General features: G+C 73.1%; 10 protein-coding genes and 1 tRNA gene. 1 reads left to right on the top strand and 10 read right to left on the bottom strand.

Going from position 1 to position 12,941, the window contains the following annotated elements; translation table 11 throughout:
- Positions 1 to 17 precede the first annotated feature (17 nt).
- The 4 genes from BLW14_RS20110 to BLW14_RS20095 all read right to left on the bottom strand — a co-directional run bounded on the left by BLW14_RS20110 (position 18) and on the right by BLW14_RS20095 (position 4,052).
- Positions 18 to 1,799, bottom strand: a complete 1,782-nt coding sequence (locus BLW14_RS20110; RefSeq protein WP_093708620.1) for a DEAD/DEAH box helicase — start codon at positions 1,797 to 1,799, stop codon at positions 18 to 20.
- 150 nt (positions 1,800 to 1,949) lie between these two features.
- A complete protein-coding gene (locus tag BLW14_RS20105; protein WP_093708619.1) occupies positions 1,950 to 2,339 on the bottom strand; it encodes a type II toxin-antitoxin system death-on-curing family toxin in 390 nt (129 codons plus the stop codon).
- Positions 2,336 to 2,536: a ribbon-helix-helix protein, CopG family gene (locus BLW14_RS20100; RefSeq protein WP_093710790.1), complete on the bottom strand. Its 201-nt coding sequence runs from the start codon at positions 2,534 to 2,536 to the stop codon at positions 2,336 to 2,338. Before BLW14_RS20100 ends, BLW14_RS20105 begins: the two co-directional genes overlap by 4 nt.
- Positions 2,537 to 2,576: 40 nt before the next feature.
- Positions 2,577 to 4,052: an MFS transporter gene (locus tag BLW14_RS20095; RefSeq protein WP_093708618.1), complete on the bottom strand. Its 1,476-nt coding sequence runs from the start codon at positions 4,050 to 4,052 to the stop codon at positions 2,577 to 2,579.
- A 184-nt stretch (positions 4,053 to 4,236) separates the two neighbouring features.
- On the opposite strand from BLW14_RS20095, the gene BLW14_RS20090 reads away from it, so the two are divergent.
- Positions 4,237 to 4,308, top strand: a tRNA-Cys gene (locus BLW14_RS20090).
- Between the two features lie 59 nt (positions 4,309 to 4,367).
- Here BLW14_RS20090 and BLW14_RS20085 read toward each other — a convergent pair.
- The 6 genes from BLW14_RS20085 to BLW14_RS20060 all read right to left on the bottom strand — a co-directional run bounded on the left by BLW14_RS20085 (position 4,368) and on the right by BLW14_RS20060 (position 12,939).
- The gene (locus tag BLW14_RS20085) at positions 4,368 to 6,704 is read right to left on the bottom strand and encodes a xanthine dehydrogenase family protein molybdopterin-binding subunit (protein WP_093708617.1); all 2,337 of its coding nucleotides are present in this window, start codon (positions 6,702 to 6,704) and stop codon (positions 4,368 to 4,370) included.
- Positions 6,701 to 8,320, bottom strand: coding sequence for a 2Fe-2S iron-sulfur cluster-binding protein (locus BLW14_RS20080; RefSeq protein ID WP_093708616.1), 1,620 nt, complete (start codon positions 8,318 to 8,320; stop codon positions 6,701 to 6,703). Before BLW14_RS20080 ends, BLW14_RS20085 begins: the two co-directional genes overlap by 4 nt.
- Entirely contained in the window at positions 8,317 to 9,213 is an 897-nt protein-coding gene (locus BLW14_RS20075) for an FAD binding domain-containing protein (RefSeq protein ID WP_018517908.1), read from the bottom strand. Before BLW14_RS20075 ends, BLW14_RS20080 begins: the two co-directional genes overlap by 4 nt.
- Before the next feature lie 306 nt (positions 9,214 to 9,519).
- Entirely contained in the window at positions 9,520 to 11,154 is a 1,635-nt protein-coding gene (locus tag BLW14_RS20070; protein ID WP_093708615.1) for a beta-N-acetylhexosaminidase, read from the bottom strand.
- Between the two features lie 4 nt (positions 11,155 to 11,158).
- Complete coding sequence (locus tag BLW14_RS20065; protein WP_093708614.1) at positions 11,159 to 11,995, bottom strand: carbohydrate ABC transporter permease; 837 nt, start codon at positions 11,993 to 11,995, stop codon at positions 11,159 to 11,161.
- The gene (locus tag BLW14_RS20060) at positions 11,992 to 12,939 is read right to left on the bottom strand and encodes a carbohydrate ABC transporter permease (RefSeq protein ID WP_093708613.1); all 948 of its coding nucleotides are present in this window, start codon (positions 12,937 to 12,939) and stop codon (positions 11,992 to 11,994) included. The genes BLW14_RS20065 and BLW14_RS20060 overlap by 4 nt, the downstream gene beginning before the upstream one ends.
- Between the last annotated feature and the right edge of the window lie 2 nt (positions 12,940 to 12,941).

The raw sequence follows: 12,941 nt of genomic DNA, 5'->3' as shown, positions 1-12,941 counted from the left end.
GCCGTACGTCGGGTCGGTCACCGCATACGGGTGGCCCACTCCTGGACCTTCTTGATCCGCTGCTCGATCTGCCCGGCGGTGGCCTCCGCGCTCGGCGGCCCGCCGCAGACCCGGCGCAGCTCGGTGTGGATGACGCCGTGCGGCTTGCCGCTCTGGTGGGTGTAGGCGGAGACCATGGTGTTCAGCTGCTTGCGCAGGCCGAGCAGCTGCTTGTGGGTGACGACCGGCCTGTCCTGGGCCGGCTTCTCCAGCAGGTCGGCCTCCGAGGCGGGTTTCTGCCTGCTGTGCGCGATCTGCCGGGTCTGCCGCTTCTGGAGCAGCAGCTGCACCTGGTCGGGTTCGAGGAGCCCGGGGATGCCGAGGTAGTCCTGCTCCTCCTCGCTGCCGGGGTGGGCCTGCATGCCGAACTCGGCGCCGTCGTAGAGCACCCGGTCGAAGACGGCGTCGGACTCCAGCGCCTCGAAGGGCAGCTGCTCCTCGGTCTCCTCGTCCTCAAGCTTCTCGGCGTCGGCGAGGAGCTTGTCCTCCTCGGCGAACGGGTTCTCCTCGTCGCTGCCCTTCTTGGGCTTGTCGAGGACGTGGTCCCGCTCGACCTCCATCTCGTTGGCGAAGTCGAGGAGCATCGGGATGGTGGGCACGAAGACGGACGCGGTCTCGCCGCGCCTGCGGGAGCGCACGAAGCGGCCGACGGCCTGGGCGAAGAACAGCGGGGTCGAGATGGTGGTGGCGTACACGCCGACGGCCAGGCGCGGCACGTCGACGCCCTCGGACACCATGCGGACCGCGACCATCCAGCGCGAGTCGTCCTCGCTGAACTTGTCGATCTTCTTCGAGGCGGCCTTCTCGTCGGAGAGGACGACGGTGGCCGATTCGCCGGTGACCTTCTTGAGGATCTTGGCGTACGCGCGTGCCGACTCCTGGTCCGTGGCGATGACGAGCCCGCCCGCGTCCGGGATGCCCTTGCGGACCTCGGTGAGCCGCTTGTCGGCGGCGCTGAGCACGTTGGGGATCCAGTCGCCGGTGGGCGAGAGGGCGGTGCGCCAGGCCTGGCCGATGGCGTCCTTGGTCATCGGCTCGCCGAGCCGGGCCGCGATCTCGTCGCCCGCCTTGGTGCGCCAGCGCATGTTGCCGCTGTAGCTGAGGAATATCACCGGGCGCACGACGCCGTCGGCCAGGGCATTGCCGTAGCCGTAGGTGTAGTCGGCGGAGGAGCGGCGGATGCCGTCGTTGCCCTCCTCGTACACGACGAACGGGATCGGGTTGGTGTCCGACCGGAACGGCGTACCGGTGAGCGCGAGCCGCCGGGTGGCGGGGTCGAACGCCTCCTGGCAGGCCTCGCCCCAGGACTTGGAGTCACCGGCGTGGTGGATCTCGTCGAGGATGACGAGGGTCTTGCGCTGCTCGCAGCGGTTGCGGTGCAGCATCGGGCGTACGCCGACGCCCGCGTAGGTGACGGCGACCCCGTGGTACTCCTTGCTCAGCGGACCGGCGCTGTAGTCGGGGTCGAGCTTGATCCCTATCCGGGCGGCCGCCTCGGCCCACTGCTTCTTCAGGTGCTCGGTGGGCGCGACGACGGTGACCTGCTGCACGACGTGGTGGTGCAGCAGCCAGGACGCGAGGGTCAGCGCGAAGGTGGTCTTCCCGGCGCCGGGGGTGGCGACGGCGAGGAAGTCGCGCGGCTGCTCCTGGATGTACTTCTCCATGGCCCCCTGCTGCCAGGCTCGCAGCTTGCCGGCCGTGCCCCAGGGGGCGCGGCCGGGGAAGGCGGGTGAGAGGTGGTGGGAGGCGGTAGTAGTCACGGTCTCCGGTTCGGGTCTCTCGGGTACGTGGGCGCTGCCCGCGCGGGCCGGACCGGCACCGCACGCGATACGACAACCGGGCCACCCTACCGGGGCGACCGCCCCGCACCGCCGCGTACCGCACCACCCCGCACGGAATTGCGACGGCTCTCACACGGGGGCGGCCACCAGGTCGCGCAGCCCCTGGGCGATGGCCTTCACGTCGTCCGTCTCACCCGTCGCGACCGCGATGACCAGGCGTTCCGCCGCGTCGATGTCGGGGCGCGGCTCGACCCCGTTCATGGCGAGGAAGGTGACACAGGACAGCCAGGCGGTGCGCTTGTTGCCGTCGAAGAACGGGTGGTTGACCGCCAGGGACTGAAGAAGCGCGGCCGCCTTGCCGAGGACGTCCGGGTACGCCTCCTGGCCGAACATGGCGGCCGACGGCCGGTGGGCCGCCGACTCCAGGAGGCCGCCGTCGCGGAGCACGATCTGCATGTCGGGGCAGGCGTGCTCGGCGATGACGAGGATGTCCTCGGAGCTCAGGTAGACACAGCTCACTTGAGCCGCTCCATGAGCTCGCTCCACTTGGCCGCCTGCTCCTGCGCCGTGCGACGGACGATGGCCTGCTGAGCGGTCCGGGCCAGATAGTCGTCCACGGCCTTGAGCAGTATGGCGTGCATGCTCGTGCCCTCCTGCTCGGCACGCTGCTTGAGGGCCTCGGTCTGGTCGTCACGGAGACGCAGGTTCATAGCCATACCAAAACGGTACCACCACATGGGGCCAAACTGGTACCACTTACCGTTCCCGCACCCGTCCCGCCACCCACGCGCCCGCCAGGGCGACCGCGGCCATCGGGAAGAAGACCACCGCGAAGGCGCCGGGGTGGGAGGTGGACGCGGCGGTCTCCGCCGCCTCGTGCGTGGCGTCCACCGCGCCGCCGCCGAGGGCCGCGAACGCGGCACCGCCGGCGGCCAGCAGGAGGACGTTGGAGAGGCCGTCGGAGATCTGGAGCGCGGCCGAGTTGGCACCGGCCTCCTCGGGGGCGGACAGCTTCATGAGCAGCACACTGGTGGAGGCGATCACCACGCCCATGCCGAAGCAGCCGAACGCCCAGGCGACCGCCACGGTCCACACCGGCACGGAGCTGATCAGCACGGCCGGGGCCGCCGCGATGGACAGCGCGACCAGGACCATGGCCCCGACCATCAGGGGCTCGCGGTGCGGTTCAAGGCGGGGCCGGGACTGTACGTAGGAGCCCAGCGCCCAGGTGCCGCCGCCCGCGGCCAGCGAGAGGCCCGCCAGCGTCGGGGACATGCCGCGCTCGGTGACCAGCATCAGCGGGACGAACGACTCGGCGGCGATGAACGACCCGGCGGCCACCCCGCGCAGCAGGACCACCGCGGGCAGCCCCCGCCCCGCGCGCGCCGTGCCCGGGGGCAGCAGACCCCGGACCGCCGGGACCAGCAGGGCGGCCCCGGCGGCGGCCGGCAGCAGGGAGAGCCAGTTGCGCTCCTGCCCGGCGTACTGAAGCAGCCCGGCGCCCAGCGAGATGCCGAGTGCGAGCACGATGCGCCGGCGGTCGTACGCCTCCACGGGCGCCTCCGGGTCCGCCGGACCGGACGCCATGCGCCGAATCTCGGGGAGCGCGAGCGCCAGCGGGAAGACGATCAGGGCCGGGATGCCGATGAAGACCCAGCGCCAGCCCAGGTGCTCGGTGACGCTTCCGGCGGCCAGCGGCCCGACGACCGAGGGGATGACCCAGCTCGCGGCGAACGCGGCCAGGATTCCCGGCCGCAGGTGCTCCGGGTAGGCGCGGCTGATCACCACGTACAGCGCGACGATCACCAGCCCGCCGCCGAGCCCCTGCACGGCGCGGCCCGCGATGAACATCCACATGGAGCCCGCGGTCCCTGACAGCAGCAGCCCCGCCCCGAAGGCGCTGATCCCGGCGGCCAGCGGAGCGAGCGGGCCCCGCCGGTCGGCCCACTGCCCGGACAGCACCATCGCGAAGAGGCTGGTGGTGAAGTACCCGGAGAACGCGAACGCGTACAGCGCGATGCCGTCCAGCTCCCGCGCGGCGACCGGCATCGCGGTCCCCACGGCGGTGGCCTCGAAGGCGATCAGGAACACCACGGAGACGATGCCGATGCTGAGCGCCCGGTAGGTCCGCCCGAGAATGCCCTCCGGCAGCACGGGCCCCGCCGCGGCGGGGGCGTCGACGTCTTCAATGAGGCGCGGGACATCGGCGTCGCGCGGTTCCAGGGCGGTCATGAGCCAAGAGTAAGGGGCGAAACGCCTGATGAACCCTGTCGGCGGTCGGCCCCGGCCTCGTCCGTTGGTCCTACGCCCGCCGCCCCGATCGTGAACGGCGTATGGCAGTCGCGTTGCACGGCCCCCGGAACCCTTGAGCGGCCCGCGCGGCCGGGCCTACGGTCGGTTCAGCGACACCACGCAGGACCGTGTGCCCGAGAGGCTCAGGGGCTCGACTGCAACTCGAGTTACACCGGTTCGAATCCGGTCACGGTCTCCGGACACCACCGCCCGCCCCTCACTCGGAGGGGCGGGCGGTGTCGTGTGCGGGCCGTCTCAGCCCTTCGGCGCCGCGACCGCCGCCTGCGGGCGGATGGGGAGGCGGTTGACCGGGCGGCCCGTCGCCGCGCGGACCGCCGCCGCGACCGCGGCCGGGGAGGTCACGACGGGCACCGCGGAGGCGGGCTTCGCGCCGAACGGGGCCACCACGTCGCGCTCCTCGACGAGCTTCACGATGCGGATCTCCGGCGCGTCCAGCGAGGTCGGCAGGGCGTAGCCGGTGAGGTCGGGGTGGCGGACCAGGCCGCGGGCGGTGCGGAGGTTCTCGGTGAGGGCGGCGCCGATGCCCTGGGTGACGCCCGCCTCGATACGGGTCGCCAGCTGGGACGGGTTGAGGACGCGGCCGACGTCCTGGGCGACCGCCATCTCGACGACGCGGACCGAGCCCAGCTCGATGTCGACGTCCACCACCGCGCGGACCGCGCAGAACGCCATGCCCACGAAGGCGTCGCCCTGCCCGGACTCGTCCAGCGGTTCGGTGGGGTGCGGGCGGCACTGCGCGGTGGCCCACAGCTCCTTGCCGTCCAGCTCCTCCGACACGGTCGTGGAGAGCACCCCGTCGTACGAGGTGATCTTGCCGTCGGCGATCTGGAGCAGCTCCGTGGACATGCCGAACTTGTGCGCCAGGGGCTGGAGGAGCTGGGTGCGGACCATCTTCGCGGCCCGTTCGACGGCGCCGGCGGAGACCCAGGTGTGGCGGCCGTGGGTAGCCGGGCCGGCGGGGGGCTGGTCGGTGTCGACGGAGGCGACGTGCACCTCCTCGACGCCCAGGGTCTCCTGGACGACCTGGCGGGCCAGCGTGGAGAAGCCCTGGCCGGTCTCGACGGCCGCGCAGATGACGGTGGCGACCGAGTCGTGGACCCGGACCGTGGCCGTGGACACCTCGTCGGCGCCCTCCGCGCCGAGCATGTGGACCATGCCGAGCGCGTAGCCGACGCCCCTGCGCACCGCGCCCGGTTCGCCCGCGCCCTCGGGGCCGCCCGGCAGCAGCCAGTCGTCCTCCGGGGCGTCCTTGGGCAGCGAGGGCAGCGGGAAGTCCCGTACAGCGGTGAGCAGTTCGGCGACGGGCGCGGGGCAGGTCACGGTCTGGCCGGTGGGCAGGATGTCACCGGTGGCCAGCACGTTGCGCATGCGCAGCTCGGCCGGGTCGATGGCGAGCTTCGCGGCCAGCTTGTCCATCTGGCCCTCGTATGCGGCGCAGACCTGCATCGCGCCCTCGCCCCGGACATGGCCTGAGGGCGGGTTGTTCGTACGGACGGCCCAGCCCTCGATGAAGGCGTGCGGGACGACGTACGGGCCGCAGGCGAAGGCGACCGCGGCGGCCAGCGACTCCGAGGAGGAGTCCGCGTAGGCGCCCGCGTCCAGCAGGATCTGGGCCTCCACCTTGACCAGGCGGCCCTCCGCGTCCGCGTGGTGACGGTAGCGCAGCAGGGTGGGATGGCGGTGGGCGTGGCCGAGGAAGGACTCCTCGCGGGTGGCGGCCAGCTTGACCGGGCAGCCGGTGCGCAGGGCGAGCAGGCCGAGCGGCAGCTGGAATCCGGGGTCCTCGCGGTCGCCGGTCGCGCCGGGCACCCCGGTGACGACGACCTTGACCCGCTCCGGTTCGAGGCCGAAGCAGGCGGCGGCCAGGTCGCGGTCGGTGTGCGGGTCCGTGGAGGCGGTGTACAGCTCGACGCCGCCGTCCGGCCGGGGCACGGCGAGCCCGGCCTCGGCGCCGATCGGGGCGGGGTCCTGGCGGCCGATGCGGTACAGGCCCTCGACGACGACCTCGCCGGCCGCCTCCGGGTCGCCGTAGCGCAGCGGGATGTGGCGGATGAGGTTGCCGTCGGGGTGCAGCGGCTCGGCGGCGAACGCCTTCTCCGGGTCGGTGACCGCTTCCAGCACCTCGTACTCGACGGCGATGGCGGCGGCGGCCAGCCGGGCGGTGTCGGGGTGGTCGGCGGCGACGGCGGCGATCGGCTCGCCGTGGTGTCGGACCAGGTCGGAGGCGAAGACGGGACGGTCGACGACCCTGCGGCCGTACATCCTCTCGCCGGGGACGTCCTCGTGGGTGACGACCGCCCGTACGCCGGGCATCTCGGCGGCGGCCGAGGTGTCGATGGACACGATGCGGGCGTGCGCGTGCGGGGAGCGCAGGACGGCCGCCCAGAGCAGGCCCTCGGCCCACAGGTCGGCGGCGTACGGGAAGGTGCCCTCGGTCTTGGCGCGGGCGTCGGCCGGCGGGAGCGAGGCACCGATGCCGAGCCGCGGCTGCTCGGTCTCGGGTCCGCCCGGACCGGCCGGCGACGGGATGCTGATCGCCGTGTGGGTGGCGCCGGCCGCGTCGTTGCTCACGCCATGCCTCCGTCCTGCTGCTGGGCCTGCACACTACCGGCGCCCGGGCCCGCCTGGTGCGGGATGCGGGCCTCCTCCGGCTCCTCCGGACCGGTCGCCTCGGCGGCGGCTTCGGCGGCGGCCTCGCGGCCCGCGATGACCTCGTTGACGGCGTCCAGCACGCCCCGGTAGCCGGAGCACCGGCAGAGGTTGCCGCACAGGGCCCGACGGGTCTCCAGCTCGCTGGGGCGGTGGTTGCCCTCCAGGAGGTCGTGGACGGTCATCGCCATGCCGGGGATGCAGAAGCCGCACTGCACGGCACCGCAGTCCGCCAGCGCCCGCTGCACGTCGGAGGGTTCGCCGTCGACGGCCAGGCCCTCGACCGTACGGACCTCGCTGCCGGCGGTCGTGGCCGCGGGCACCAGGCAGGACGCGACGAGCCGCCCGTCCACCTGGACGTTGCACGCGCCGCACTCGCCCTGCGAGCAGCCGTCCTTGGCCCCGGCGAGACCGAGGCGCTCGCGCAGCACGTAGAGCAGGGACTCGCCGATCCACGCGTCGGTGACGGGGCGGTCGACGCCGTTGACGTGCAGGACGTACGAGGCGGCGGGGTGCTCGCTGGGGCCCTCGGGCATGACGGCGAGGGGCGCGTCCTGCGCGTCGGGAACGGATGCCTCGGGAACCCCGGATGCCTCGGGGGCCTCGGGGGCCTCCGTGCCGGGGTCCGCTTCGTGCCCGGTGCCGGGGTGGGGGCCGTCGGTGTGCGCCGGCTCCGGGTGGAAGGCCCCCGTGCCGGGCTCCGCCGCCTCGTGCGGCTCGGCCACGGGCTCGGCGGTGTCCTCGGACGGTTCCGCCACGGGGTCGGCGCCGGGCTCGGCGGTCTCCGGGAGGGGGGCCTCCTGGCGGGGGACCTCCTGGCCGGCGGCCTCCGCGTCCGACTCGGCGGCCGGGGCAGGCTGGTCGCCGTCGTGCGGTGCCGGCTCGGGAGCGCTCTCGGCGACGTCCGCCGACGCCTCCGGACCCGGCTCGGGGGCGGGCTCGGCGACGTCCGCCGACGCCTCCGGACCCGGCTCGGGGGCGGGCTCGGCCACCGCCCACGGCGCGGGCGCGCCGCCGGGAAGCGTGGCCGGACGGTCCGCGTACCAGTCGGACACGGGCGGGGCGGTGTACAGCTCGCCGGAGTCGTCCGAGAGCGGGGCGGCCGCGGCCGGCCAGGACGCCGTGGTGTCGGTGGACCACTGGCCCGTGGCGGCCGGGTCACCGGCGTACGGGTCCTGGTACGGCTGCGCCGCGGGGTGCGGGTAGCCGTAGCCGGACTGCTGGTTCGGGTCGGGCCAGTGCACCTCGTCGGGCGCGGAGTGCTCGGGCTGCCCGGTCCGCTGTTCCGGCTGCTGTTCCGGCTGCTGTTCCGGTGTCTGGACGACCCAGTTGCCGGTGGCGGCCGGGTCGAGACCGGCGGCCGGGGTCAGCGGCAGGATCATCGGCGGCGTGTAGCCGTGCCCGGGCGCGGCCAGCGGGATGTCCGCCAGGTCCTCCGGCGGCAGGTGGACGAAGGCGGTCGCCTCGCCGTCGTAGTCGCCGCCCTGCGGGGTCGGCTGCCAGCCGCCGTGCTGATCGGCGGGGTTCTCCTTGCTCACGACAGTGCCCTCCCCAGCGCGCGTCGGGCGAGCGCGGCGACGGTGCGCCGCAGGTGCAGTACGGCGGGGGGCAGCGGTGGCGCCTCTCCCCCGTCGGCGGGTGGTTCCTGGTCCGGGATGCAGGCGGCGGCGACGTACTCGCCGAACGCGGCCAGCGCGTCGGGGGCGAGGCCGCGCGCCCCGTCCCAGTCGATCAGCGAGGCGATCCAGCGCTCGGCCTCCAGCGGGCGCAGCGGCATCGGCGCGATGGCGCCGACCGCGCAGCGCACCCCGCGCCGGGCCGGGTCCAGGACGATCGCGACGGAGGCGGTGGCGCGGCCGGGTCCGGTGCGGCCGGTGGCCTTGAGGAAGACCTGCGGGGCGTGCAGCAGCGGGACGCGGACGAAGCCGATCAGCTCGGCGGGCTCCAGCATCTCGCGGCCGGCCAGCAGGTGGGAGACGGGGATCTCGCGGCGGGCGCCGCCGGGGCCCGCGATGACGAGTTCGGCCTCCAGCGCGGCGAGCACGGGCAGCGCGTCCCCGGTCGGGGCGGCGGACGCGATGTTGCCGCCGAGCGTGCCGGCGTTGCGGATCTGCGGGGGGCCCGCGGCGCGGGCGGACGCGGCGAGCGCGGGGATGAGGGCGGCGAAGTCGGGCCGCCCCATGCGGGCGTGGGTCAGACCGGCGCCCAGCAGGGCGTGCCCGTCCTGGTAGTGCCAGCCGCGCAGCTCGCTGATCCGGCCGAGTCCGACCAGACCGGAGGGGCGCAGGAGCCCCTTGTTGACGGCCGACATCAGGTCCGTGCCGCCTGCCACGGGGACGGCGGCCGGCATGGCGCCGAGTGCCGCCACCGCCTCGTCCAGCGAGGCAGGCAGCGTCACGGACTGCGTCGCCTGCGGTGCGTGCGTGGTCAACCCAGCTGCCCCTTCCCGGTGTCCCGGCGCTCCCGCCTGTTTCGCCGTACGGTACGTGCTCGAAGCCCGGACGTGGCAACTCTGGCACATCTTCCGACCGGCCCGACGCGCAGGTCCGCGAAGGGTGTATCCGTCGACGTTCAGGATAATGGTCCCGTTTTCACGCCGGTTCGGCGGTGAGCACCCTTTGCCGGTCTTACGCATCTCCGTACGGCTTTCTCCCTTGCCAGGAAAGGCAGTCGGGAAACGCCGCCGCCACCACGGTCCCAGGGGCCGTGGTGGCGGGAGAGCGGGTCGGGGCCGGGCTCACACGTTCGGGGGTGCCCCGTCGATCGGGCGTCCGAGGATGCCGGGGCGCTGCTGCCAGGGCAGCGGTCCGGCCGGCGGCCGGTAACCGACGCCGAGCGCGTCGAGGCGGGCGTAGTGCACGCTCATGCGGCGTTCGAAACCGGCGAAGTCCCGCTCGGCCGGGGCGGGCAGGGCCGACCAGGCGACCTCGGCGAAGGCGGCGAGGCGCGGGAAGACCTGGTAGTCGACGCGGGAGCGGTTCTGCATGACCTCGGTCCACACGTTGGCCTGGGCGCCCAGGACGTGCCGGGCGGCCTCCTCGCTCAGCGTCGGTGGAACGGGTTCGAAGCGGTAGACGTCCTCCAGGGTGCGGACGTACCCGATGGGCATCGGCTCGTCGGGGCCGCCGTGCTGACGGTGGTCCAGATAGACCTGCTGCTCCGGGCACATGACGACGTCGTGGCCGGCCTCGGCGGCCGCGATGCCGCCCGCGTAACCGCGCCAGGAGGAGACGGCGGCGCCGGGCGCGAGGCCGCCCTCCAGGATCTCGTCCCAGCCGATGAGGCGGCGGCCGCGCTCGGTGAGCCAGGTGTCGAAGTGGCGGATGAACCAGGACTGGAGCTCGTCCTCGTCGGCCAGGCCGAGTTCCTTCATGCGGGCCTGCGCGGCGGGCGACTGCTTCCACTGGTCCTTGGGGCACTCGTCGCCGCCGACGTGGACGAACGGCGAGGTCTCCGGCGGGAAGAGTTCGAGGAGCTCCTCGAAGACGCCCTCGTAGAACCGCAGGACGTGGTCGGTGGGTGCCAGGACGTTCGGTGTGACGCCCCAGTTGTCCCAGACGCCGAGCGCCGAGGTGTCGACGACGTCGGTGTTGCCCAGCTCCGGGTAGGCGCTGATCGCGGCCTGCGAGTGGCCGGGGATGTCGATCTCGGGGACGACCCGGATGTGCCGGGCGGCGGCGTAGGCGACGATCTCGCGGATGTCGTCCTGGGTGTAGTAACCGCCGTGCGGAGTCTCGTCCCAGAGCTCGGATGCCCGGTGTCCGTACTTGGTACGGGGGCGCCAGGCGCCGACCTCGGTGAGGCGGGGGTACCGCTTGATCTCGACGCGCCAGCCCTGGTCGTCGCTGAGGTGGAAGTGGAAGACGTTCAGCTTGTGCGCGGCGAGCAGGTCGAGGTAGCGCAGGACGTCGTCCTTGGGCATGAAGTGCCGTGCCACGTCGAGCATCAGGCCGCGCCAGCCGAAGCGGGGCGCGTCCTCGATGTCGGTGGCCCCGAAGCCGTGGACGGCGGCCCCGCCCACGGGCGCCCGGCGGAACGCCTCGGGGCCCAGCAACTGGCGCAGGGTCTGGGCGCCCCAGAACACCCCGGCCGGGCTGCCGCCGGTGATCACGACGGCCTCGTCGGGCGTGGTGGCCAGCCGGTAGCCCTCGGGCGGCAGGGTGTCGTCGGTGCGCAGCACGACGGCGCGCGGGGCGCCCTCGGCGCCGGGGGCGAGGGACAGGCCGAACGCGGCGCCCAGGGTGGCACGCAGCCAGCGCTCGGTGGTCCCGGTGCCGGGGTCCGCCACGACGGTGGTGGACTCGTCCAGCACGAATCCGCGGTGCCCCCGGTCACCGGCGCGCGCGGGGGCCGGGATCAGATCCATGTTCATGACGTCAGTCCTTAACCGCTCCGCCGAGTCCGGAGACAAGGCGTCGCTGTACGAGTACGAAGAAGACCAGCACGGGCACGGTCATCACCGTCGAGGCTGCCATGATCCCGCCCCAGTCGTTCTCGTCGGGTTTGAAGAAGACCAGCAGCGCCATCGGGAGCGTCGACCGGGAGGTGTCGCTGATGATGAACGACTTCGCGAAGAGGAAGTCGTTCCAGGTGGAGATGAACGAGAAGACGCTGGTGGCCACGAGGCCGGGGAGGACCAGCGGGAAGAGGATCTGCCACAGGAAGCGGGTGCGGCTCGCCCCGTCGATGTACGCGGCCTCCTCCAGGGCCTCCGGCACGGCCCGTACGAAGCCGCGCAGCATCCAGATCGCGAACGGCAGCGAGAAGGCGAGGTGCGGCAGGATCAGCGAGCCGAGGGTGTTCAGCTGGCCGAAGTCCCGCATCAGGAAGAACAGCGGGATGGTCAGCGCCTCGACCGGCACCATCTGCGCGACCAGGAACATGATCAGCAGCGTGGTCCGGAAGCGGAACCGGAACCGGGTGACGGCGGTGGCCGCCAGGAACGCGATGAGCGCGGAGGCGACGACGACCGTCCCGGCGACGAGCAGGCTGTTGAGGAAGTAGCGCCCGAAGTCCTGCTGCTCGAAGACCCGGCGGAACGAGTCCAGGGACGGCGACAGGGTCCAGGGCCTGGGGTGCGTGGACTGGATCTCGCCCGACGGCTTGAGGGCGGAGAGCACCATCCAGTACAGCGGGAAGGCGACGGCGGCGGCGATGAGCAGGGCGGCCGCCTCGGCGACCAGCCGGCCGGGCCGGCGTACGGTCAGGCTCAAAGTTCCTCCCCCTGGCGGCGTACGAGACGCAGGTACACGAGCGTGACGGCGAGCAGGATGAGCAGCATCACGACGCCGATCGCGGAGCCGAGGCTGTACTGCGAGGAGGCGAACGCCTTCTGGTACGCGTACACGTTGAGCACCAGGTTCTGTCCGGCGATCCCGCCGCCGTTGGTCATGACGTAGATCTGGGTGAACACCTTGAAGTCCCAGATGACCGACTGGATGGTGACGACGGTGAGGATCGGCCGCAGCATCGGTGCCGTGACGGACCGCCAGATCCGCCACTGCGAGGCCCCGTCCAGCGCGGCCGCCTCAAGGACTTCGGTGGGGATGGCCCGGATGCCCGCGTACACGGTGACCATCACGAATGGGAACGAGCACCACAGGACTTCGAGGAGCACCAGCGCGAAGGCGCTGTAGCGCCCGTACGTCCACGAGTGGTCGCCGAGCCCGAGGATCCGGTTGACGGGCCCGAAGTCGGCGTCGAACAGGAAGACCCAGACCGTCGACCCGGTGATCGCGGGGGTCGCCCACGCGCCGAGCGCACCCAGCATCAGGGCGAGCCGGGGCACCGCCCGTATCCGGGTCAGCAGGACGGCGAGCGCGCAGCCGACGAGCAGGGTGGCCAGGACGCAGGCGGCGGCGAAGACCACGGTGGCGGACAGGACCTGCCAGAACTGGCTGTCGCCGAAGAGGGCGGAGTAGTTGCCGAAGCCCTGGAAGGTGGCCGGTTCGCCGCCGCTGACCTGGGCCTGGGTGTACTCCAGGAAGGAGATCAGGCCGAGCTGGTAGATCGGGTAGACCAGCAGCCCGCCGAGCAGGACCAGCGCGGGCAGCAGGTAGAGCCAGGGGGTCCAGCCCGGCCGCCGGGCCGGTGAGGCGGGGCGGCGGCGCGGGGCGGAGGCGGGGCGTGTTTTGTACGCCGTGCTGTTCACGGTCATCG

The organism is Streptomyces sp. 2131.1, from assembly GCF_900105515.1.
GTDB classification, from domain to species: Bacteria; Actinomycetota; Actinomycetes; order Streptomycetales; family Streptomycetaceae; genus Streptomyces; species Streptomyces drozdowiczii.
This window is presented reverse-complemented; position numbering and strand designations above follow the sequence as displayed.